Below are 21,041 nucleotides of genomic sequence, written 5' to 3'. Positions count from 1 at the left end.
CACTATTCTTCGTAAAGCAGATACTTTTTCCGTATTGCCTTGAATTTTGACAGTTCCGGTTCCCAACTATCCCGGATCTCTTTTTCTGATTTGCCCTCTTTTATTTGCCGGATCAAAATATCATTACCGGCCAGGCGGTTAAAATGTTGATTGGGAATAAAGAAGCTGTCTTTTTTCGGGAATAACTGATAGGCATCCAAGATCCATTTTAGCTGGATCTTATTGTCCACTTCTTTCCTGACAGCTGCTGCAGTTCCGGAAAGGTTCCAACCGTAACATAGTTGCCCATAAAGTTTGGAACTCTTGGCTCCCTCATTGGGGTTGGGAGTAAAGGAGTACATGGTTTTTGGATAGGCCGGATGGCCAAATACCTGAAACGGTTTATCCGTTCCCCGGCCCTCACTCAATACGGTGCCTTCAAAGAAACAGGTGGAGGGGTATAGAAGTATGGATTGAATATCCGGCAGGTTGGGACTGGGTCTTACCGGTAATTCATAAGGCGTTTGGTGTGTATAGTTCTTGCACTTGATCACCTGGAAATGAAAAGGTGTATCGGGCGAGTTTTGGGCTGTCCGGTAATGATCAAAACGTTCATTGGCTTTTTCACTCAGCCATTTCTCCCCGGCGATCATCATGGCGTATTCCGCGATCGTCATGCCATACACGATGGGTACCGGTTGTTTTCCCACAAAGGATTGGAATTTGCGATCGAGAACCGGGCCATCCACATAATGGCCATTGGGATTGGGCCGGTCAAGCAGGAGCAGGGGTTTGCCATATTCAAAGGCCGCTTCCATATATTCCTGGAGGGAGGAAATATAAGTATAGAACCGAACACCGACATCCTGGATATCAAAGATCAGGATATCAATATTCTTCACATCTTCCAGTGAGGGTCTTCTCTTGCTCCCATACAGGGAGATGACCGGAATACCCGTTTGTTTATCAATATAATTAGCCACTTTTTCACCGGCATCGGCATTACCCCTGAACCCGTGTTCAGGGCCAAAAATGGCAGCGATTTTGACCCCTAATTTCTGCAACGTATCTACCAAATGGGTATTGCCAACCATGGAGGTTTGATTGGCAAAAATTCCAACGGTCCGGCCCTCCAGCATAGGGAGGTAAACCGAAATCCTTTCCGCTCCTGCAATGACCCTGTCTGATTGGGAAAGGGCAGAGGTATTGAGCAGGGCAAGAAGACTAAGTATGGCAAGGATCTGTTTCATGATTAAACATAATTCACTTTTCCCAATTTCACTAAATATTTGATATAGACGGCCTAAAATATTTCCCGGTTGCATTTAGGAATTATGGGCTACCTTTCCGCCTTTATTTTTGACTAAAAACAACAAAAAATGCAACAGGTAAAGAGTGGCGATAAGGTGAAAGTCCACTATCATGGAAAATTAACCAGTGGTGAAACTTTCGATAGTTCCGCGGGACGCCAGCCCCTTGAATTTGAAGTAGGCAGTGGTATGGTGATCAAAGGATTCGATAATGGAGTAATGGGTATGGTCGTTGGCGATAAAAAGACCGTGACGATTCCCGTGGATGATGCCTATGGCCCCCGTAATCCCGATATGATGATCAATTTCCCTAAAGACCGTTTCCCCGAAGGAATGGAAGTAGAAGTGGGAATGCCATTGGTAATGAACAATGCATCCGGAGAACAATTCCAGGTTCGTGTAGCTGAGATCGAAGGTGAAAATGTGGTTCTCGATGCCAACCACCCCCTCGCCGGCGAAGAACTGGTGTTTGATATTGAATTGGTAGAAATAGTTGGGGGAAGCCCGATTATTTTGATGCCATAGAATATGTGGCGCGAATGAAGACGAATGACCCGAATTGCACGAATTTTTATTTATGAATTTGTGCAATTCGGGTCATTCGATTTAATTCGTGTACTTATCTTTTCCACCACCATCCCAGCCACAGCCCACACAATCCCCAACTCACAACTGAATCGACGAGATGATTCATCAGGTCGAATGATTCGAACCAGATATGCATGGTATAAATGCCATTTAAGAAGGCGATCAATCCCGCCCCCAGGCTGGTAAGTAATATAGTGGAAAATGAGGGTGCATTCATTTTGGATAATCCCCAACAAAGCAGCCAGGCCAACACAATGTCAACCAATAATCCCCTGATGATATTCATGGTCATATTATCCTCCAATTTGGAATGATAACTAACCTGCGCCCAGGGTTTGCCTACGGCATCGGCCATTGTTTTTTCCATTACTTCCATGGACGCATCTTTGGGATGGCCAGGCATAAAATAGGATCCATCTTTTTCTAATTGCGACTCCAATACTGCCAGGATCGTATCCTGTTTGGGGGTGTACTCTGTGGCCTTGTAGTGAAGTTGAAGTACTGTCCAGGAAAGTGTTTGCCAGACCATCAGGAGTAATCCTCCCACGATGGCCCCAATGAGCATTTTTTTCATGTTAATCGTTGGTTTGGTTCACCTAAAAGGTAAGGCATTTTCATTTTTAATCCACCCGGTTTTTGATAAACGCGCTGTTTTCATACAGGGCGGAAACAGGGATTCATGTATATTCGAACCCTAAAATTCCTCTATGTCCCTTGACTATCAATATACAGTGGCTGAAAGACTAATGCGGTATGTTCAGATCGACACGCAGAGCGACCCCCATTCCGGGAGCTTCCCATCCACCGAAAAACAAAAGGACCTCGGACGGGTCTTGGTGGAGGAATTAAAGGCCATGGGGGCTGAAGATGTCCAAATGGATGAATGGGGTTATGTTTTTGCCACCATTCCCGCCACGGTTAATAAGGCTGTACCCGTGATCTGTTTTTGCGCGCATATGGATACCTCGCCCGATTGTTCAGGTACCGGGGTGAAACCCCTGCTTCACCGCCATTATGATGGCGGTGATATTGTACTACCCGATGATCCATCCGTAGTGATCACACCTGCACAACATCCGTATTTACTTAAGAAAATTGGAGAGGATATCATCACCGCGTCAGGCACCACCTTGTTGGGAGCGGATGATAAAGCAGGTGTTGCTATTATCATGGACCTGGCTGCATACCTTATCTCCCATCCTTCTGTTCCACATGGTAAGATCCGCCTGCTGTTTACACCCGATGAGGAAATAGGGAAAGGAGTGGATAAACTGGATATGAAAAAACTCGGTGCCGATTTTGGCTATACACTGGATGGTGGCGAGAGAGGGGCCCTGGAGTATGAGAACTTTTCTGCAGATGGCGCCACCGTGATCTTTCATGGCATCAGCGCCCATCCAGGTGATGCCAAGGACAAAATGGTCAGTGCCCTCAAAGTGGCCAGTCACTTTATTGATTCGCTGCCCAAAGATGAACTGGCACCGGAGGCAACAGAAGGTAGGTATGGATTTGTTCATCCGGTTCAGATGCAGGGAACGGTTGAAAAAGCAACTGTTGAATTCATCCTTCGAGACCACCATACACCCAAATTACCCGCCTACCAGGAATACCTCAAGGATAAGATACTTGAAACACTAAAGCGTTTTCCGGGTGCCAACGCTGAGTTTTTGGCCCGGGAACAATACCGCAATATGATCGAGGTGCTGGATCAGCATCCTCAGGTGGTTGAATTTGCCCGTGAAGCCATGCAGGAAGCGGGTATAGAGCCTATATCCGAGCCCATTCGCGGGGGTACTGACGGTGCCCGGTTATCCTTTATGGGGCTCCCTTGCCCGAATATCTTTACCGGTGAAATGGCCCTGCATGGAAAGTATGAGTATGTCAGCGTGCAGGATATGGAAAAGAGTGTTGAAACACTGGTGAACCTGGTGCAAATTTGTGCCAAAAGAAGTGGAGCGGGTGAATAGGGATTCGTTAACTTGTGTCAAATATTTTTCAAATGGGACTCGAACATTATATTTCAACGTATTGGTGGCTGCTTGCCATTGTTTTATTCTTCTTTAGTGGACTTTTTACAGTCAATCAGGGATATATCGGTGTGATCACGCTCTTTGGTAAATACCGTCGTGTGGCACCTCCCGGTTTGCGCTTTAAAATACCGTTTCTGGAAAAAGTATACCGGAAGATATCCATTCAAAACCGGTCGGTGGAATTGGAATTCCAGGCTGTAACATCGGACCAGGCCAATGTGTATTTCAAAAGCATGCTGCTCTATTCCGTACAGAATGCAGACGAGGAAACGATCAAAAAGGTCGCCTTCAAATTCATTGCCGATCGTGACCTGATGCAGGCGCTGATCCGCACCATCGAAGGAAATATCCGCTCCTTTGTGGCGACTAAAAAACAAGCTGAGATCCTTGCCTTGCGCAAAGAGATCGTTGAATATGTAAAAGCGGAGATCGATCATACTCTTGAAACCTGGGGTTATCATTTGCTTGATCTCCAGATCAACGATATCACCTTTGACAAACTCATCCTGGATTCAATGAGCAAAGTGGTGGCGAGCAATAACCTTAAAGCTGCCGCCGAGAACGAAGGACAGGCCCTCCTTATCACCAAGACCAAATCGGCCGAAGCCGAAGGAAATGCCATCAAGATCGCCGCGGAAGCAGAACGCGAAGCAGCCCGCTTACGAGGACAAGGGGTGGCACTCTTCCGTAAAGAAGTAGCCGAAGGTATGACCCAGGCCGCTGAGCAGATGAAACAGGCCAACCTGGATACCAACGTGATCCTTTTCTCCATGTGGACCGAAGCCATTAAGAATTTTGCCGAATATGGCAAAGGCAACGTGATCTTCCTCGATGGTAGCCCCGAAGGCATGGAAAATACCATGCGCCAGATCCAGGCCATGATGATGAAACAGGTTGGCGCCGGGAAATAAGCTTGTTAAAGTATTCCGAAATTCGAATGCCGCCTAAAATGCGGCATTATTTTTTTCGTTGTTTGCACAGCTGTTAATAAATAATAGCTGGCATCAAAATTGAATTCCTGACCGATAAACTACATTTACGACCTAAAGAGTGACCCATGCTTGAATTTCTATTGCAGACCGACACCTTACGCCAATTAGCCAATACCGCCACCAATGTCCTCCAGGGGGATTCCAATGGAGACGGCAAACTGAGTATCATCGAACTGCTTTCCCTTGGGGGCTGGATCATGATTCCACTGGCTTTGATGTTCCTCCTTACCGTTTTCTTCTTCTTTGAACGCTATATCGCGATCAATAAAGCCTCTAAAGTGGATGGTAATTTCATGAATATCATTCGTGACCATATCACCAGTGGCAATATTACCGCGGCGCGGAGTTTCGCCAAGAATACCAATAATCCTGTGGCCCGGATCGTGGACAAAGGGATTCAGCGTATCGGCAAACCCATCAACATGATCGAAAGCAGCATGGAGAATGTGGCCCAGATCGAAATGTATAACCTGGAGCGGAACCTGAACTTCCTTTCAGTTGTATCCCGGGCGGCACCCATCTTTGGTTTTGTGGGAACCCTGGCTGGTCTGATGCAATTGTTTTTTAAGATCAATTCAACCGGTGAATTTGACCTGAGCGCCATCGCCGGAGGTATCTATACCAAACTGGTAACCTCTATTACAGGTCTGGTTATTGGTCTGATCGCCTACCTCTGCTACAATTTCCTCCATACCATGTTGGAAAAGAACGTAAATAAAATGGAAGTGGCAGCAGCCGATTTTCTGGATGTATTACAGGAACCCACCCGATAGAATAAGCCTATGAAGCTGAGAAAAAAATTGACGGCCGAGCCTGAAGTGTTCACGGATTCACTGAACGACATCATCTTTATCCTGCTGATGTTCTTTCTGATCGTTTCCACACTGGCCAACCCCAATGTGATCAAGGTGAACAACCCCCGCGGAACCAAGGATACCAAGGCCAAACAAAATATTGTGATCTCCATTGATAAGGATCAGAATTTCTTTATGGGTCAAAAACAGGTGGATCCCGCAATGCTGGACTCTTTGCTAATGGCCGAGGTCCTTCGGTTAAAACCCCTGATCGACACACCCTCTGTGGTGATCAATGCAGATACGATCTCTTACTATGGCGAGGTATTCCGGGTCATGCGCGCCGCTAAACGGGCCGGAGCAAAGGTGGTGGCAAATGTGCAGTAGTAATTTGTCCATGTGAACACCCGGAAATTTGACAGGAGGAAATCCTTTTTCTCAAATTTCCACCCTCATCATTCGGTGTTTCCCCTGCATATCTTTCTTCAACTCGATCGAAGTGAACCCCTGTGCCTGAAACAAGGAAACAACTTCCACGCCAAGTGTTTCATTGATCTCAAGATAGATCGCGCCCCCTTTTTTAAGTTGCTGCTTAGCCAATTGAGCAATGAGGCGGTAGAATAAAAGGGGGTCCGTATCGGGGACAAACAATGCTTCTGAAGGCTCATGTTCCCTTACATTTTCAGGCAAAGTATTCCAATCACTCCAGGGGATATATGGCGGATTGCTGACGAGGAGATCGATCTCACCCAGACCTGGCCAACTTGTTTCATCCGTCAGGTCAATGGCTTTGAAGACAACCTCCACAGCCAGGTCATCCGCATTTTCCTTTGCAATAGCCAATGCCTCCTGACTGATATCGATGGCCGCGACTGCCCAGCCTGGCCGTTTTTTCTTAAAACTAATAGGGATACAGCCCGAACCGGTTCCGATATCCAGGACTGTATAATTTTCTTTATCAGGCCTGTCTTTTAGGATCCAATCAACCAGTTCTTCAGTTTCAGGTCGTGGTATCAAAACAGCCGGGCCAACCCTGAATTTATTTCCGGCAAACCAGGCATGACCAGTGATATATTGTATAGGTTCAAATGACAGCAAACGTGTTACCCCCTCCTGCAATAATAGTTGTTGTTCTTCCGTGATCTCCTTCTTTGGTTGCGCTATTTGCTGCTGGCGGTCAAGACCCGTTACCCATTCGATCAGGATATCTGTCATAGGGGGTGTTTCATTTTCAAGATATACGGGCTCAAGCTGCTTAGTGATAATATTTCGGGCGGAGGAAAGATGCATGGCTGTTGGAAATTAGCTATTAGCTTTTGGCTTTTAGGTTTTGGCTTTTAGGTTTTTGCTTTTAGCTTTTTAAGATTTATATGAAACAAGTGCCCAAATTACGAAAAATGCAAAAATCACCTCCCTTCCAAATTCATAAAAACCAACATCAGTCATCAGTCATCAGTCATCTGTCACCCGTCATCCGTCATCTGTCATCCAACTCACCAATACCTCGTACATTCGCTGCTATCATGGCACATGAAACCTATATGCTCCGTTGCCTGCAGTTGGCTCAATTGGGTGCAGGCGCTACGGCTCCAAATCCAATGGTGGGTGCCGTACTGGTTCATCATGACCGGATCATTGGGGAAGGATATCATCAGGTGTATGGTCAGGCCCATGCGGAGGTAAATTGTTTGGACAGTGTTCCCGAAGCTGATAGACCCCTGATCCCTGAATCCACCATCTATGTATCGTTGGAACCCTGTGCGCATTTTGGCAAAACCCCGCCTTGTGCTGACCGTATCATTGCTGAAGGTATCCGACGGGTGGTCATCGGTACACGTGACCCCTTTTTAGAAGTAAATGGTAAGGGTATAGAAAAACTTCAAAAGGCAGGGATCGAGGTAGTGACAGGTGTTTTGGAAAAAGAATGCCGCGGATTGAATAAACGATTCTTCACTTTTCATGAGCAGAAACGTCCCTATATAGTGCTTAAATGGGCACAAACGGCCAATGGATATATTTCAGGAAACGGGAAGGAGCGCTTACTGATCAGCAATAGCACCACCCAACGCCTGGTTCACCAATGGAGGAGTGAGGAAGCGGTCATACTGGTAGGCACAGGTACTGCTTTGCTGGATGATCCCGCCCTGACCAACAGGTTTGGTGGCGCCCAACCTGTAAGGGCAGTAGTGGACCTTGACCTGAAATTGCCAGGTTCACTCAAACTGCTGGATGGCAGCCTTCCCACCCTGATCTTCAATTCCCGGAAAGAGGAAAAGTCAGGTAACCTGAACTTTTTAAAAGTCTCCGGAAAGAACGATCTTGTCCACCAAATCCTTAATCACCTGTACACCCTTAAAAAAACAAGCTTGCTGGTAGAAGGCGGGGCGGCATTATTGGGTTCTTTTATTCAAACCGGCGCCTGGGATGAAGCCCGGGTGATAACCAATGATTCGCTGGTTGTGGAAGAAGGGACAATGGCGCCAATACTCACAGGTGCAATAAGGATACCCGGTCCGGATTGGGTAGGTGACCGGATTGAATATTTCAAAAACAGCCAATGCTATTCCTGATCGGCAGTATCATATTGTCCTCCTGGCTTGTCCTTTCATTCAAAATTCTGGAAAGGTTCAATATTCCCTTGTCACAGGCCATTGTGGTCAATTATTGGGTCTGTGTCATCACCGGTTCAATATTCAATGGGGCAAGCCCTTTTACGACCTCATTGGTCCATGAAAGCTGGATCGGCTGGGCTCTTATCATGGGTGCTACCTTTATAGCTTTATTCAATTTGATCGGCTTTACCACTCAGCAAATGGGTGTTTCGGTCGTGTCCGTGGCCAATAAACTTTCCCTGGTTATTCCCTTCCTGTTTTCCTTGTATCTCTACAATGAGAAGGCCACCGTTTTGAAGATAATAGGTGTTTTAGTAGCGCTTGGTGCGGTGGCGCTCACCTGTTGGCCTTCCGGAAATACCGAACCGTCGGGTAAAAAATTCACCAGGACATTGATCCTTTTGCCTGTTGTGATCTTTGCCGGATCGGGATTACTGGACACCATGATCAAATATGTGGAAACCACCCATCTGAACGAATCCAATAAGAATAATTATCTGATTTCCGCATTTGCTGTTGCTGCCATCATTGGGTTAATTTTAATGGGGTATCAATTGCTGGTCAAAAAGCAGAAATTTGATAAAAGAGCTATCTGGGGTGGGATCATGATCGGTGTGCCCAACTATTTTTCCATCTGGTGCCTCGTGATGGTGCTCAAAGAATACGCAGCAAACAGTTCCATGATCATTCCGGTAAATAATATGGGAATCGTGTTGTTCAGCACCTTGACCGCCTGGATCGTATTCCGTGAGCATCTTTCCAAAACAAACTGGCTGGGAATCATTTTATCATTAGGGGCTATCGCTCTGATCGCGTATGGATAACCGTGACTTTTTTTATACCATCGAAAAGGAATCTCTTGCCGAATTCAAAGACCGGGGAAGCCGGTTTCTGGCCTATGCCTTTCCCATACGGTCGGTTGATGATTTCAAAATCCGGCTTCAGCAATTAAAGGAAGAACATCCTAAGGCCGTTCACCATTGCTTTGCCTACCGGTTGGGTACCGATGGAAATCTATTCAGAAGCAGTGATGATGGCGAACCTTCCGGTAGTGCGGGTCGTCCCATACTGGGACAAATAGACAGTCGCGAATTGGTGGATATGGCGGTGGTGGTGGTAAGGTATTTTGGAGGTACCTTGTTGGGAGTGCCCGGATTGATCAACGCCTATAAAAACAGTACAGCCATGGCCCTTCAAACAGTTCCTCTTGTCCAAAGGGCTGTGGTCGTGCCCTACCGGCTTCAGTTTGACTATACCCAGATGAACCCGGTGATGACCCTGCTCAAACAATGTGGATGTCAGGTCATCAAAAATGAGATCCAGCTGTTTTGTATGATGGAAGTGAATATTCCCCGTAACAGGGAAGATGAATTATTGTATAAATTGAAGGATCTTTATACAGTAGAGGTCGAAAAAGTGTCTTGAATTTTTGTTTCACGCGACGCTCGCCGCGCTTCTTAGCGAGCACAGCGAGAAACCACAAAATCGATTAATCGACGGTACATAAAAATAAAATAGCCACATGAAAAATTTAATTCTGCTCCTGCTTGCATTTTTCCTGGTCAATGTTGCCCAAAGCCAGCAATCCCTCAATATCATACCCGAACCCGTTTCAGTTACTATGGGACAGGGGCGTTACCAATTGGGAAATTCACTGGTCATAGGCGGTGACCTCGCCAAGGAGGAAGTAATGAAGACCGCCCAACACCTCGCGGGAAAGATACAGGCCACGAGCGGGAAAACAGTCACCATCAATCCCGCTGATGCGGCGGCAGCGGTCCGGTTACTCCTGATTCCCACATTGGATGCGGAGATCGGCAAGGAGGGTTACCGGTTGGAAGCGACAGGAAATGGAGTGGTGATCAAAGCAAATCAACCTGCCGGATTATTTTACGGAGTACAAACATTACTTCAGCTATTACCTCCGGCCGTAGAAGGTAAATCACCTGAGCCGGGTGCCGATTGGTCCGTGCCGCAGGTTTCCATTGTGGACTATCCCCGTTTTGGTTGGAGGGGTTTTATGTTTGATGTATCCCGGCATTTTTTCACAAAAGAAGAAGTGAAATCCTACATCGATCAGATGGTGAAGTATAAACTCAATCTCCTGCATCTTCACCTGACCGATGACGAGGGCTGGCGGATCGAGATCAAATCACTTCCCAAATTGACCTCTGTCGGGGCCTGGCGGGCCTATCGGATCGGTCGGTTTGGGGATATGACCAAACCCACTGCCGATGAGCCAAAGGACTATGGCGGGTTTTACACCCAGGAGGATCTGAAAGAACTGATCCGTTATGCACAGGATCGGTTTGTCAATATCCTTCCTGAGGTAGATGTGCCTGGACATAGCCTGGCGGCAGTGGTCGCCTATCCCGAATTATCCTGTACACCCGATGCGAAAAATTATCAGGTGCGCTCGGGGGAGAAGATCATGGAATGGCCCCCGAGTGGACATTTTTATGGATTGATCGATAATACACTTTGCCCGGCCAATGAGAAGGTTTATGAATTCCTCGATAAGGTATTTACCGAACTGGCGGCCGTATTTCCCTTTGAATACATTCACATGGGTGGGGATGAAACAGCCCGTAATTTCTGGGAGAAAATGCCGGAAATCAAAGCCTTGATGAAAAGAGAGAACCTCAAAAATCTGGACGAGGTACAAAGTTATTTTGTTAAACGCGTAGAGAAGATCGTAGCCTCCAAAGGAAAGAAATTGATTGGCTGGGATGAAATATTGCAGGGAGGCCTGGCACCCAACGCGGCTGTAATGAGTTGGCGGGGCACCAAAGGAGGTATCGAAGCAGCTAAACTAAAGCATGAAGTGGTAATGAGCCCCACGACCCATGTTTATATTGACTATATGCAAGGTGATCGCATTATCGAACCCCCGGTCTATGCCAGCCTCCGGCTAAAAAAGGTTTATGAATTTGATCCGCTTCCAGCTGGTGTGGAATCCCAATATATTTTGGGTGGTCAAGCCAACCTGTGGACAGAACAAGTGTACAATATGCGCCACGCTGAATACATGACCTGGCCGCGGGGTCTTGCGCTGGCTGAAGATGTCTGGTCGCCGGTTGCGCAAAAGAATTGGGCCGGGTTTGTGTCAAAAGTGGAAATGCATTTTAAACGATTTGACGCGGCCGATAAAAAATATGCCCGCAGCATGTTTGAACCCGATTTTAAATTCACCACCAATGCAAAGGGCGAGATCGTGGTGCAGATGGATACGGAAGTTGAAGGACTGAATATCCATTATAGCCTCGATTATTCTTTCCCTGACCAATATTATCCCATTTATACAAAACCCCTGACCTTGCCCAAAGACGTTTCCCTTTTAAAAGTGGTAACTTATCGCGGCAAGGAACAAATGGGAAGGATCATTTTTTTCCCGGTTGAAGAGATGAAAAAACGAATGGGACGAAAATAAAAAAGGAGGCCGCCACGAATTGGTGGCGGCTATCTTTTAACCCTATTCAGTGAAAATCTGTTTTTCTCAGGTGGATTGGATCATTTGGTTTTTCAGATACAAGACTCAGGTTTTAGATGGTCTGGATCTGTTGGTCTTTTTTCGGTTGATGGATTTTAACTAGTTTTTGATTCGTATTCGTGTTAATCTATAGGCTATTTGTGTGCCAATAATTAATCCATTGAAACACAACATCCTCAATTTTCAGCATTCAGATTTGTATCCATTTTCTGGATTCATTTTCCATTATCTGTTCAAGTCATAATTGAAATCTTATTTCTCTCATCTCCCCAGGCTCAAATCCTCAATTAAAAAAAGAAGCCGCCACATTTCTGTGACGGCCGTCCTTAACCCTTGAAATGTAAAACGAAATTTGTATAGCTTATTGCTTCATCAGTTTGGTTTTGTAGATGCTTTGTCCTTCGCGGCTGGTGATGTCCAGAAGGTACATACCGGCAGGAATGTTTTTCAGGTCGTTAACAGCAACACTGTTAGAACCTTTGCGTAATTCAGCATTCAATTGCTTTACTACTTTACCATTCAGGTCATACAGGTTAATGATCACTGACTGGTTGGTTTCTGCCTTGATATCTACCTGTACACCATTGGTAAAGGGGTTGGGGTAGGTGCTGGCTTTGATTACCGTAGCGTTCACTTTGATGGTCACTACATTGGAGTAGGTGAAAGTTCCATCAATATCCACCTGCTGAATACGGTAATAATTATCGGCAGCGGGTTTGGTATCGTTCAGGCTGTATTCTTTTTTGAAGATGCTGTTACCGGCGGCAGCAACTGTACCGATGGCTTCCCAATCTTTACCGTTGGTGCTTTTCTCTACCACAAAATGGCTGGTGTTAGATTCGGTCAGTGTTTGCCATTTTACATTCACATCATTGTTATTGCGGATGGCTGTGGTTTGCAAACCGGTAACAGGAAGGGTAGACATAACGCGCTCAAAAGTGATATCATCGATAGCGAGGTCATTTCCACAACCACCGGTTTGGTTATTGATGATGCGGTAGCGTACGCTGGTCTGTCCGGCACCGAGCGTAAAGGTACCACCCACCTGTACCCATGTAGCGTTGGCGCTTTGGGCAATATATTGGGAAGTAAAAGAGGTCAATTGAGTAAAAGTTCCGTTGGCATTGTAGGCCTCTACCACAAACTGCAAGCGGGGCAGCAGGGCAGATGAACCACAGGTACCCAGGGTATTTACATTCATCACGTACAAATAGATGCTGTAATAAGAGTTAGAGGTCAATCCGGTTACTGTATCGCGGTAGAATTCACCGGCAGCATAACTGGCGTTTATCACCATCGCACGACCGTTACCGTCACCGGTATGGTCATTCGAGGCATGCCATTCAGAGCGACCATTGGTTTTTTTGTAAAGATGGTATTCACCATCCGATATAGAACTACCGGAATTGTAAGAATACGTGGTACGACCAGAAGGCAGCGAAGTTTTGTTATTTCCTTTACCAAAGGTTTCCTGGAAAAGGATGCCCATGGGTCCGGAATTGTTGTTGGACTGGGCCAGGGTTTGAAAGCCAGCCAGCAGAGCGGCGATCAGGGTGATGAAGTAGAATTTAGTTTTCATTTTTAGGGGTTTGGCAGGGATAAGTCCAAAGCAATGCCAGACTCCTATTTAAATGAAAATCAATATTTTATATAGTAGGTGGGGTGTGCCAGTTTCCCGTGTTTGGACGGGATTTCCGGAATTTGGAAAATCAGGAAACAAACCTCCTGCTCACTACCAATTCCTTCTTACCCGGTGTATATACATAAAAGCCCTCACCTGTCTTAACGCCCAGTTTTCCGGCGGTTACCATATTGACCAGCAAGGGGCAGGGGGCATATTTAGGATGGCCAAAACCATCGTGGAGTACTTTTAAAATGGAGAGGCAAACATCCAGTCCGATAAAATCGGCCAGTTGAAGGGGCCCCATCGGGTGGGCCATTCCCAGTTTCATGATACAATCTATTTCTTCCACACCGGCAATACCTTCATACAGGCTGGAGATCGCTTCATTGATCATCGGGATCAGGATGCGGTTGGCAATGAATCCTGGATAGTCATTCACCACACAGGGAACCTTTCCCAACTGCTTACTCAGATCAATAATGGTATCAGTAACCTCTTTGCTTGTATTATAGCCATTTATCACTTCCACCAGTTTCATCACCGGAACCGGGTTCATAAAGTGCATACCGATCACTTTATCCGGACGCTGGGTTACTGCGGCGATCTTGGTAATGGAAATGGAAGAAGTATTACTGGCGAGGATACAATCCGCCGGTGCAGAGGTATCTAATTGCTGGAAGATCCGAAGTTTGAGTTCTGTTTGTTCCGTGGCTGCCTCGATCACCAGAGAAGCTTCCTTCACACCCTGCTCTATGGAAGTGGCTGTACGGATATTATCCAGTGTTTTAGCCTTTAATTCCTTACGGATGATCTCCTTGGCAACCATCCGGTCCAGATTTTTGCCGATCGTTGCCACCGCCTGGTCCAGTTGGGGCTGTGCAATATCAATAAGAGTAACTTTAAAACCGTGTTGAGCAAATACATGTGCTATCCCGTTTCCCATGGTGCCTGCACCAATGACGGAAACATTATCTCCAATGTTGAACATGAGGATTGATTTAGAATGGGGCAAAAGTAAGGAGAAACATTTTTAGAACTTATGACAATATGAATTACACGAATTATTACGAATGAGCGCGAATGGCACGAATTATAAGTTATATAAGACGTAGAAGATCTTAATTACCTGAAATAAAAAATTCGTGTAATTCGTGAAGATTCGCAAAAATTCGTGTCATCAATTTTTTCTCTTGAAATCCCCTCTCTTCCAAGAATCAATAAAATCGGCCCAGGCAGCCGGGTTGAAGATATTCAGGGGTGGGGTTTGACCGGCATAAACGGCACGGTTGGCCACATTACGGAGCTGTATATTCGTTGCTTCCCGTCCATCGGAAGGAATGGTCTTTAATAATGCCCTCCGGGCAGCGATACTTGTATTTTTTCGGGCCACTTCGAGGTCATCATCATCCACTTCAGCGTTCACAAAATCGCGGGCAAACTGTTCAGGGGTAGGCCGGGGTTTGATGATCGTGGCCGGGAGGTAAACAGTATCGGCCACCATTAACTGAACAACGCTATATTGGTTGCCATCAAGATTTCGGGGAATGGTGACCAGTTTCGATTTATAGCTTACATGGGTAAATTCTACTATATCTCCTTTTAACACAACAATGGAGAAAACACCTTCTGCATTGGTGATGGTTCCCCGGTTCTGACCCTTGACCACAATACTTACTGCGGGGATTCCTACCAGGCTGTCAGCGGTCATTACAATACCATAAAGTTGTACTACAGAATCACGTACGGACTCAAATTGGGCTTTTGAGCGAGCAGGCATCAAGAGCAGCAAAACGATGGTATAAAGCAGAATTTTCTTCACTTCGCCAAAAATAGGGACTAGTTACTTAAATAGGAAACAAAAAAGCAGGCGGGATGTTTAACTTTGCAGTCCATTCATTTTTTTAACATAAGCTTTTAAAATGACGAAGGAAAAAGTGCTCGAGGCCTTAAGTAATGTGCAGGAACCTGACCTGGGAAAGGATCTGGTGACCTTAAACATGGTAAAAGACATTGAGATTGAAGGAAACAAGGTCTCGTTTACGGTGGTGCTCACAACCCCGGCCTGCCCCATGAAAGACATGATCGGGAATGCCTGTGTTCATGCCGTTAAACTCCTGGTCAATAAGGAAGCCGAGGTAAAAGTGAACTTTACCTCCAATACGTCGACCAAACGTGTAGACACCGGTGCCGTGCTTCCTCAGGTAAAAAATATCATAGCTGTGGTCAGTGGTAAAGGAGGCGTGGGAAAGAGTACCGTTTCAGCCAACCTGGCATTGGCCCTCGCCAAAGGCGGAGCCAAAGTAGGGTTGATGGATGCGGATATCTATGGCCCAAGCGTACCCATCATGTTTGGTGTGCGGGGGGAAAGACCCATGATGATGGAAGTGGATGGAAAGGGCATGATCGTTCCCCTGGAAAAATTTGGGATCAAATTACTGAGTATTGGATTATTGGTGGATGAAAAGAATGCCGTGGTTTGGAGAGGCCCTATGGCCAGCAGCGCCATCCGGCAATTTGTAACCGAAGTGTATTGGGGTGACCTGGATTATCTGGTTGTGGATATGCCTCCGGGTACAGGTGATATACATTTGACACTTATGCAAACCGTACCGGTTACCGGTGTAGTGATCGTCACAACCCCCCAGGATGTAGCCCTGGCCGATGCCAAAAAAGGGATCGCCATGTTTGGGCAGGCACAGATCAGTGTGCCGATCGTAGGTCTGGTGGAGAATATGAGCTATTTCACCCCTGCAGAATTGCCGGAAAACAAATATTACATCTTTGGAAAGGATGGGGGTAAACGTCTCGCCGATGAGTATGATATCCCTTTCCTTGGACAAATACCCCTGGTACAAAGCATACGCGAAGGGGGCGACAAAGGCGTTCCGATCATGTTGAGTGAGGATGCCGTGACCCGAAAGGCCTTTGAAGATTTTGCCGGTCTCGCCGCACGAAGCATCGCCATGCGCAATGCCAATATGGGAGCCACAAAAGTTATTGAAGTAGTGTCCTGATCCGGGCAAGGGACTTATTTTTGTCCCATGTACAACCTTCCTGATTTCAAAGAACCCGATAGCGGGGAGATAAAGGCCTTCATGCAGGCCCATCCCCTTGCCCTTTTGTTTGGGGTGGATGATCAACGACGCCCCGTTGCTACCCAGGTGCCCGTTCTTCTCGAAGAACGTGATGGCAAAACCTTCCTGATCGGTCATATGAGCAAGGCAACCGATCATATCAAAGCCTTTCAGGCATTTCCGGAAAATATATTGGCCGTATTTACCAGCCCCAATTGCTATGTAAGCGCTACCTGGTATACCATGCCTCATATGGGATCCACCTGGAATTACATGTCGGTACACGCCCATGGCCCGATCCGTTTTGGATCAGAGGAGGAATTGGTAGGGATCATGAAAAAACTAACCCTCCATTTTGAACAGAACAATCCGCAATCCTCAACTGTATTTGATAATTTGCCCGCTGAGTACCTGGATAAGATGATGAAAGGAATAAGGCCTTTTGAAATAGAGGTCAAAAGGCTTGAGCATGTGTTTAAACTCAGCCAGAACCGAGATGAAAAAAGTTTCCAGCAGATCATCGATCAATTGTCCAACGGGGATACTGGTGCCCGGTTCATTGCCGAAGAAATGAAAAAGAGGAAGTCATCACTTTATCCCCCCAACGTCGTATGAATTTTCAATTCTCCGAAACCTTTGCCCGCGAATTGGACCTAGAGGATCCATTGTCCTCTATGCGGAATGAATTCATCCTTCCCGGTCCGGCAGGTAATAATAAGATCTATTTCCTGGGCAACTCACTGGGTCTTCAACCCCATCGCACAAAAGGCTATATCCAAACGATTCTGGATGACTGGTCAGCACTGGGGGTGGAAAGTTTTTTTCATGCCCGGGAACCCTGGATGGATTATCATGCGTCCCTTACCCGGCCATTGGCCACCGTTATGGGCTGTCTGCCGGAGGAGATATCTGTAATGAACCAACTTACGGTGAACCTGCATTTGCTGATGGTCAGTTTTTACCGCCCTTCGGGCAAACGGGTAAAGATCATTTGTGAATCAAAGGCCTTTCCGAGCGACCAGTATATGTTTGAAACGCATCTCCGGTCACGGGGAATGGTTCCCGAGGATATCCTGATTGAATTAAAGCCCCGGGAGGGAGAAGCCACTTTGCAAACAGCAGATATCCTTCAACAGATCCGGGATACGGGCAATGAACTGGCCCTTGTCTTATTGGGCGGGATCAATTACTATACCGGGCAGGTGCTTGATATGGAAGCTATAACCAGGGCTGGTCATGCAGTAGGTGCCCGGGTTGGATTTGACCTGGCTCATGCCGCTGGTAACATACCCTTGCAACTCCATGCCTGGAATGTTGACTTTGCAGCCTGGTGTTCTTATAAATACCTCAACGCCGGACCGGGTGCCGTAGGCGGCGTATACATTCATGAACGATTCCATCAGGATACCTCCATTCCCCGGATGGCTGGTTGGTGGGGGTATGAAAAAGAGACCCGGTTTCAAATGGAACCCGGCTTTAAACCCATTCAATCGGCGGAAGGCTGGCAATTGAGTACACCCTCGCTCATTCTTTATGCCGCACACCGGTCCTCCTTATCTGTTATAGAACAAGCCGGTTGGTCCAATATACTTGCCAAACAAAAAAAGCTGACGGCCTGGTTATGGTTTATCCTGGATCATATCCGCCAGGATTCAGCCAATGCATCCCAATGGGAAATATTAACTCCCGTGCAGCAAGACCAGCATGGCTGCCAGGTATCCCTTTATTTTCCTGAAAATGGAAAGAAGGTCTTTGACCACCTGACCCAAAAAGGGGTCATGGCCGACTGGCGTGAACCCGGTGTTATTCGGGTTGCCCCCGTTCCTTTATACAACTCCTTTCATGAGGTTTGGTTATTCGGAAGTTATTTAAAGGAAATGTTAGAAATATAGTTTTATCAGTTAATAAATAGACTTTATATTGCTTGGGTACATGAATATCCAATCGGCATTATCTTCATATAAGGTCTGGGTGCTGGCTCCGTATCTCCATACGGATGACCCCAATCTGCAATACTATTATGATTTTACGGAAGGAATTAAAGAGTACACCCGGGTCTTTGATGAATTGAAATGTGAATGGGAATGGCAACCGGTAGGGATACATGATTACAACGATATCATTCGCCAGATAGGTTCATCTGCCAATGGTAAACAACCCCTGGTGATCAATTTGTGCGACGGGGATGAGATCAATGGAACACCTGGTGTATCGGTCATTGAGGCTTTGAAAAAAGAAGGATTGGTATTTACAGGTTCCAACCGTTTCTTCTATGAGATCACCACTTCCAAAATTCCCATGAAGCAGGCCTTTGAGGCAGCGGGGGTTCCTACCCCCAAATGGGAGGTCATGACTGAAGATGGTTCCAACCTCAATGGTTTGTTTAACCGGATAGGAAGTCCCCTGATACTGAAACCGGCTATCTCCGGCGGAAGTATGGGTATTGGTATTAAAAATGTGGTCCATACAGAGGAGGAATGTATCTCCCGGTTGGAGGAAATGCGAGGGGGTTACCACGGCTGGGACCTGGCTGGTGGAGGTATCATAGCAGAAGCCTTTATTAAAGGAAGGGAGTTTACAACCCTGGTTGTGGGAAGCGGTGAACAAGAGCTGATCTTTTATCCCCCGGCGGAACGGTTATTCCACCAGGGATTACCGGATACGGAACAATTTCTTTCTTATGACCGTTTATGGGAAACCTATGAAGACGAGAAACCGGTTGACAATGATCAGTTTCTTTATAACTACGGTGAGCCGGAAGCAGAATTATTAGCCCCCCTTCGCGAAATGAGTCTCGCGGCCTATAAAGCAGTCGGCGGCACGGGTTATGGGCGTATAGATATTCGAATGGATAAGGAAACGGGAAACATGTATGTATTGGAAGTAAATGCCCAATGCGGTTTGAGTGAGGATGAGAATTTTACTTCCATCGGCGCGATCCTTCGATTTGCCAGAAAATCATTTACCCAGCTCACCTGTGAGATACTCGAGGATGCGCTGAAGCGTCATAAACCCTAATGTATGAAGATCTGTGTGCTACAACCCGATTATTCAACGTCCGCGGTAGATTATCAGTATTATGATCCGGCCAGGAACCTGACAGCACTCTATCCGGAGGCTACGGTTGACCATGTGCTGTTGAATAAACTCACTACCTATCGCCAATTGCGTGACCTGTCGAAGAAAGGGTATGATATATTCGTCAATCTTTGTGAAGGTTATCTGGAATGGGAAGTTCCTTCCATTGATGTCATTCACACGCTTGAATTACTCAATCTTCCGTTTACCGGACCCAGCTCCAATTTGTATGATCCCCCCAAACCATTGATGAAATATGTGGCCTTTTGCGAAGGGGTCAGGACCCCGGCCTATGTATTGGTTCAACATACCGATGATTTGAAAGGGATCAATAACCAGTTGACCTATCCTCTTTTTGTAAAACCATCCAAAGCGGGGGATAGCCTCGGTATTGATGAGCACTCCATGGTGACAGAAGAAAAGGAACTCCGGCAAAAAGTGGAGGAACTACTCCCGGAATACGGCGAATTGCTTGTGGAAGAATACATTGCCGGACGCGAGTTCACGGTACTGGTGGCGGCCAATGCCCACCCGGAGCAAACCTGTACGGTTTTCAAACCAGTGGAATATGTTTTTCCTCCCAATCGTGCTTTTAAGACCTATGCCTTAAAAACCTCCGAACTTCATCCCGATTGCAATGTCCCTTGTAACGATACCGTGCTCGAGATCGAATTGAAGATGGCGGCTGAAAGGATATTCAATGCATTTAACGGGGTGGGATATGCGCGATTGGATTTCAGGGTCAATGACCGCAATGAGATCTATTTTCTCGAGATCAATTTTACCTGCTCGGTATTTTATTCGGATGGTTATGAAGGGTCCGCCGATTTTATCCTGAAATACGACGGCATTGGGCAATCAGGATTCCTCCATCACATGGTGGCCGAAGGTATTGCCCGGCACAAACGCCGTCAAAAGAAATTCCGGATCAAAGGGAACTCCATTGCTGGCTATGGCATTTATGCCACCGAAGAAATTCCAGCCGGGGAGATCATTTTCAAAGGCGAAGAAAGGGCCCAGCGGATTGTAACCCGTCGTCATGTGGAGAAACATTGGCCCGAAGAAATGAAAGAACATTTTCGCCGCTATGCCTATCCCATTAGTACTGAAGTATATATTTTATGGGATGATGACCCGCTGCAATGGGCCCCGCAAAACCATAGCTGTGATCCCAATACTTCCTATGATGGATTAAATGTTCTCACCCGCCGGCCCATTGGAAAGGGAGAAGAACTAACATTGGACTACGCCACCCTGCTCGACCGCACCGCCGAGCCTTTTGAATGTCGCTGCGGGTCTGCCAACTGCCGGGGTGTTATCAAAGGCATTGCTGGTAATTCCGTCACCAAACGCGAACGTGGCAAACGTCTTACCGCCATTTCCCGCCAACCTGAATCGAAGGAGAAGGTAGTAAGGGTGGGGAGGAGGACAGAAGACAGATGACGGAGGATAGATGACAGAGGACAGTTG

General features: G+C 46.6%; 20 protein-coding genes. 14 read left to right on the top strand and 6 right to left on the bottom strand.

The window, feature by feature from the left end; translation table 11 throughout:
* Positions 1-2: 2 nt before the first annotated feature.
* Positions 3-1,229, bottom strand: a complete 1,227-nt coding sequence (locus J0M30_12785) for a DUF1343 domain-containing protein (GenBank protein MBN8668368.1) — start codon at positions 1,227-1,229, stop codon at positions 3-5.
* 129 nt (positions 1,230-1,358) lie between these two features.
* Here J0M30_12785 and J0M30_12780 point away from each other — a divergent pair, with 129 nt between their 5' ends.
* Positions 1,359-1,814, top strand: a complete 456-nt coding sequence (locus J0M30_12780) for a peptidylprolyl isomerase (protein ID MBN8668367.1) — start codon at positions 1,359-1,361, stop codon at positions 1,812-1,814.
* Positions 1,815-1,908: 94 nt separating this feature from the next.
* Here J0M30_12780 and J0M30_12775 read toward each other — a convergent pair whose 3' ends face one another.
* Positions 1,909-2,451 (bottom strand): hypothetical protein, encoded by a 543-nt coding sequence (locus J0M30_12775; GenBank protein MBN8668366.1) that lies wholly within the window; start codon positions 2,449-2,451, stop codon positions 1,909-1,911.
* A gap of 133 nt (positions 2,452-2,584) precedes the next feature.
* On the opposite strand from J0M30_12775, the gene pepT reads away from it, so the two are divergent.
* From pepT to J0M30_12755, 4 genes are all read left to right on the top strand, one after another.
* Positions 2,585-3,844: a peptidase T gene (gene pepT / locus J0M30_12770; GenBank protein MBN8668365.1), complete on the top strand. Its 1,260-nt coding sequence runs from the start codon at positions 2,585-2,587 to the stop codon at positions 3,842-3,844.
* 32 nt (positions 3,845-3,876) lie between these two features.
* On the top strand, positions 3,877-4,818 hold the full coding sequence (locus J0M30_12765; GenBank protein ID MBN8668364.1) for an SPFH domain-containing protein: 942 nt from the start codon (positions 3,877-3,879) through the stop codon (positions 4,816-4,818).
* Positions 4,819-4,964: 146 nt separating this feature from the next.
* Positions 4,965-5,672 (top strand): MotA/TolQ/ExbB proton channel family protein, encoded by a 708-nt coding sequence (locus tag J0M30_12760; GenBank protein MBN8668363.1) that lies wholly within the window; start codon positions 4,965-4,967, stop codon positions 5,670-5,672.
* Positions 5,673-5,681: 9 nt separating this feature from the next.
* A complete protein-coding gene (locus J0M30_12755) occupies positions 5,682-6,080 on the top strand; it encodes a biopolymer transporter ExbD (GenBank protein MBN8668362.1) in 399 nt (132 codons plus the stop codon).
* 51 nt (positions 6,081-6,131) lie between these two features.
* Here the strand turns inward: J0M30_12755 and prmC are convergent, their stop codons facing one another.
* The gene (gene prmC, locus J0M30_12750) at positions 6,132-6,983 is read right to left on the bottom strand and encodes a peptide chain release factor N(5)-glutamine methyltransferase (protein MBN8668361.1); all 852 of its coding nucleotides are present in this window, start codon (positions 6,981-6,983) and stop codon (positions 6,132-6,134) included.
* Positions 6,984-7,234: 251 nt separating this feature from the next.
* Here prmC and ribD point away from each other — a divergent pair, with 251 nt between their 5' ends.
* The 4 genes from ribD (at position 7,235) to J0M30_12730 (ending at position 11,735) form a co-directional block, all read left to right on the top strand.
* Complete coding sequence (ribD, locus tag J0M30_12745; GenBank protein MBN8668360.1) at positions 7,235-8,263, top strand: bifunctional diaminohydroxyphosphoribosylaminopyrimidine deaminase/5-amino-6-(5-phosphoribosylamino)uracil reductase RibD; 1,029 nt, start codon at positions 7,235-7,237, stop codon at positions 8,261-8,263.
* Positions 8,251-9,129 carry an EamA family transporter gene (locus tag J0M30_12740; GenBank protein MBN8668359.1) on the top strand — a complete coding sequence of 293 codons (879 nt, stop codon included), beginning with the start codon at positions 8,251-8,253 and terminating at the stop codon, positions 9,127-9,129. Before ribD ends, J0M30_12740 begins: the two co-directional genes overlap by 13 nt.
* Positions 9,122-9,730: a YigZ family protein gene (locus tag J0M30_12735; protein MBN8668358.1), complete on the top strand. Its 609-nt coding sequence runs from the start codon at positions 9,122-9,124 to the stop codon at positions 9,728-9,730. Before J0M30_12740 ends, J0M30_12735 begins: the two co-directional genes overlap by 8 nt.
* Positions 9,731-9,827: 97 nt before the next feature.
* A complete protein-coding gene (locus J0M30_12730) occupies positions 9,828-11,735 on the top strand; it encodes a family 20 glycosylhydrolase (protein ID MBN8668357.1) in 1,908 nt (635 codons plus the stop codon).
* A 421-nt stretch (positions 11,736-12,156) separates the two neighbouring features.
* On the opposite strand, the gene J0M30_12725 is transcribed toward J0M30_12730, so the two are convergent.
* From J0M30_12725 to J0M30_12715, 3 genes are all read right to left on the bottom strand, one after another.
* Positions 12,157-13,374, bottom strand: a complete 1,218-nt coding sequence (locus J0M30_12725) for a T9SS type A sorting domain-containing protein (GenBank protein MBN8668356.1) — start codon at positions 13,372-13,374, stop codon at positions 12,157-12,159.
* A gap of 130 nt (positions 13,375-13,504) precedes the next feature.
* On the bottom strand, positions 13,505-14,407 hold the full coding sequence (locus J0M30_12720; GenBank protein ID MBN8668355.1) for a 3-hydroxybutyryl-CoA dehydrogenase: 903 nt from the start codon (positions 14,405-14,407) through the stop codon (positions 13,505-13,507).
* A gap of 189 nt (positions 14,408-14,596) precedes the next feature.
* Complete coding sequence (locus J0M30_12715; GenBank protein MBN8668354.1) at positions 14,597-15,196, bottom strand: carboxypeptidase-like regulatory domain-containing protein; 600 nt, start codon at positions 15,194-15,196, stop codon at positions 14,597-14,599.
* A gap of 142 nt (positions 15,197-15,338) precedes the next feature.
* Between J0M30_12715 and J0M30_12710 the strand changes: the two genes are divergently transcribed.
* The 5 genes from J0M30_12710 to J0M30_12690 are packed head-to-tail and all read left to right on the top strand — an operon-like array spanning position 15,339 to position 21,014.
* Entirely contained in the window at positions 15,339-16,433 is a 1,095-nt protein-coding gene (locus J0M30_12710; protein ID MBN8668353.1) for an Mrp/NBP35 family ATP-binding protein, read from the top strand.
* 27 nt (positions 16,434-16,460) lie between these two features.
* On the top strand, positions 16,461-17,108 hold the full coding sequence (locus J0M30_12705; GenBank protein ID MBN8668352.1) for an FMN-binding negative transcriptional regulator: 648 nt from the start codon (positions 16,461-16,463) through the stop codon (positions 17,106-17,108).
* Entirely contained in the window at positions 17,105-18,385 is a 1,281-nt protein-coding gene (gene kynU / locus J0M30_12700) for a kynureninase (GenBank protein ID MBN8668351.1), read from the top strand. Before J0M30_12705 ends, kynU begins: the two co-directional genes overlap by 4 nt.
* A 40-nt stretch (positions 18,386-18,425) precedes the next feature.
* Entirely contained in the window at positions 18,426-19,511 is a 1,086-nt protein-coding gene (locus J0M30_12695; protein ID MBN8668350.1) for an ATP-grasp domain-containing protein, read from the top strand.
* A 3-nt stretch (positions 19,512-19,514) separates the two neighbouring features.
* Positions 19,515-21,014: an SET domain-containing protein-lysine N-methyltransferase gene (locus J0M30_12690; protein ID MBN8668349.1), complete on the top strand. Its 1,500-nt coding sequence runs from the start codon at positions 19,515-19,517 to the stop codon at positions 21,012-21,014.
* Positions 21,015-21,041: the final 27 nt, after the last annotated feature.

This window comes from Chitinophagales bacterium (genome assembly GCA_017303415.1).
Classification (GTDB): domain Bacteria; phylum Bacteroidota; class Bacteroidia; order Chitinophagales; family Chitinophagaceae; genus SpSt-398.
This window is presented reverse-complemented; position numbering and strand designations above follow the sequence as displayed.

Excerpts from the sequence above, each read along its gene's own strand:
- J0M30_12735 (MBN8668358.1), top strand. The coding sequence starts at position 9,122 with ATGGATAACCGTGACTTTTTTTATACCATCGAAAAGGAATCTCTTGCC.
- J0M30_12760 (MBN8668363.1), top strand. The coding sequence starts at position 4,965 with ATGCTTGAATTTCTATTGCAGACCGACACCTTACGCCAATTAGCCAAT.
- J0M30_12710 (MBN8668353.1), top strand. The coding sequence starts at position 15,339 with ATGACGAAGGAAAAAGTGCTCGAGGCCTTAAGTAATGTGCAGGAACCT.
- J0M30_12705 (MBN8668352.1), top strand. The coding sequence starts at position 16,461 with ATGTACAACCTTCCTGATTTCAAAGAACCCGATAGCGGGGAGATAAAG.
- J0M30_12755 (MBN8668362.1), top strand. The coding sequence starts at position 5,682 with ATGAAGCTGAGAAAAAAATTGACGGCCGAGCCTGAAGTGTTCACGGAT.
- J0M30_12715 (MBN8668354.1), bottom strand. The coding sequence starts at position 15,196 with ATGCCTGCTCGCTCAAAAGCCCAATTTGAGTCCGTACGTGATTCTGTA.
- J0M30_12775 (MBN8668366.1), bottom strand. The coding sequence starts at position 2,451 with ATGAAAAAAATGCTCATTGGGGCCATCGTGGGAGGATTACTCCTGATG.
- J0M30_12780 (MBN8668367.1), top strand. The coding sequence starts at position 1,359 with ATGCAACAGGTAAAGAGTGGCGATAAGGTGAAAGTCCACTATCATGGA.
- J0M30_12785 (MBN8668368.1), bottom strand. The coding sequence starts at position 1,229 with ATGAAACAGATCCTTGCCATACTTAGTCTTCTTGCCCTGCTCAATACC.
- ribD (MBN8668360.1), top strand. The coding sequence starts at position 7,235 with ATGCTCCGTTGCCTGCAGTTGGCTCAATTGGGTGCAGGCGCTACGGCT.
- J0M30_12730 (MBN8668357.1), top strand. The coding sequence starts at position 9,828 with ATGAAAAATTTAATTCTGCTCCTGCTTGCATTTTTCCTGGTCAATGTT.
- prmC (MBN8668361.1), bottom strand. The coding sequence starts at position 6,983 with ATGCATCTTTCCTCCGCCCGAAATATTATCACTAAGCAGCTTGAGCCC.
- J0M30_12765 (MBN8668364.1), top strand. The coding sequence starts at position 3,877 with ATGGGACTCGAACATTATATTTCAACGTATTGGTGGCTGCTTGCCATT.
- J0M30_12740 (MBN8668359.1), top strand. The coding sequence starts at position 8,251 with ATGCTATTCCTGATCGGCAGTATCATATTGTCCTCCTGGCTTGTCCTT.
- J0M30_12725 (MBN8668356.1), bottom strand. The coding sequence starts at position 13,374 with ATGAAAACTAAATTCTACTTCATCACCCTGATCGCCGCTCTGCTGGCT.
- J0M30_12720 (MBN8668355.1), bottom strand. The coding sequence starts at position 14,407 with ATGTTCAACATTGGAGATAATGTTTCCGTCATTGGTGCAGGCACCATG.
- J0M30_12695 (MBN8668350.1), top strand. The coding sequence starts at position 18,426 with ATGAATATCCAATCGGCATTATCTTCATATAAGGTCTGGGTGCTGGCT.
- J0M30_12690 (MBN8668349.1), top strand. The coding sequence starts at position 19,515 with ATGAAGATCTGTGTGCTACAACCCGATTATTCAACGTCCGCGGTAGAT.
- kynU (MBN8668351.1), top strand. The coding sequence starts at position 17,105 with ATGAATTTTCAATTCTCCGAAACCTTTGCCCGCGAATTGGACCTAGAG.
- pepT (MBN8668365.1), top strand. The coding sequence starts at position 2,585 with ATGTCCCTTGACTATCAATATACAGTGGCTGAAAGACTAATGCGGTAT.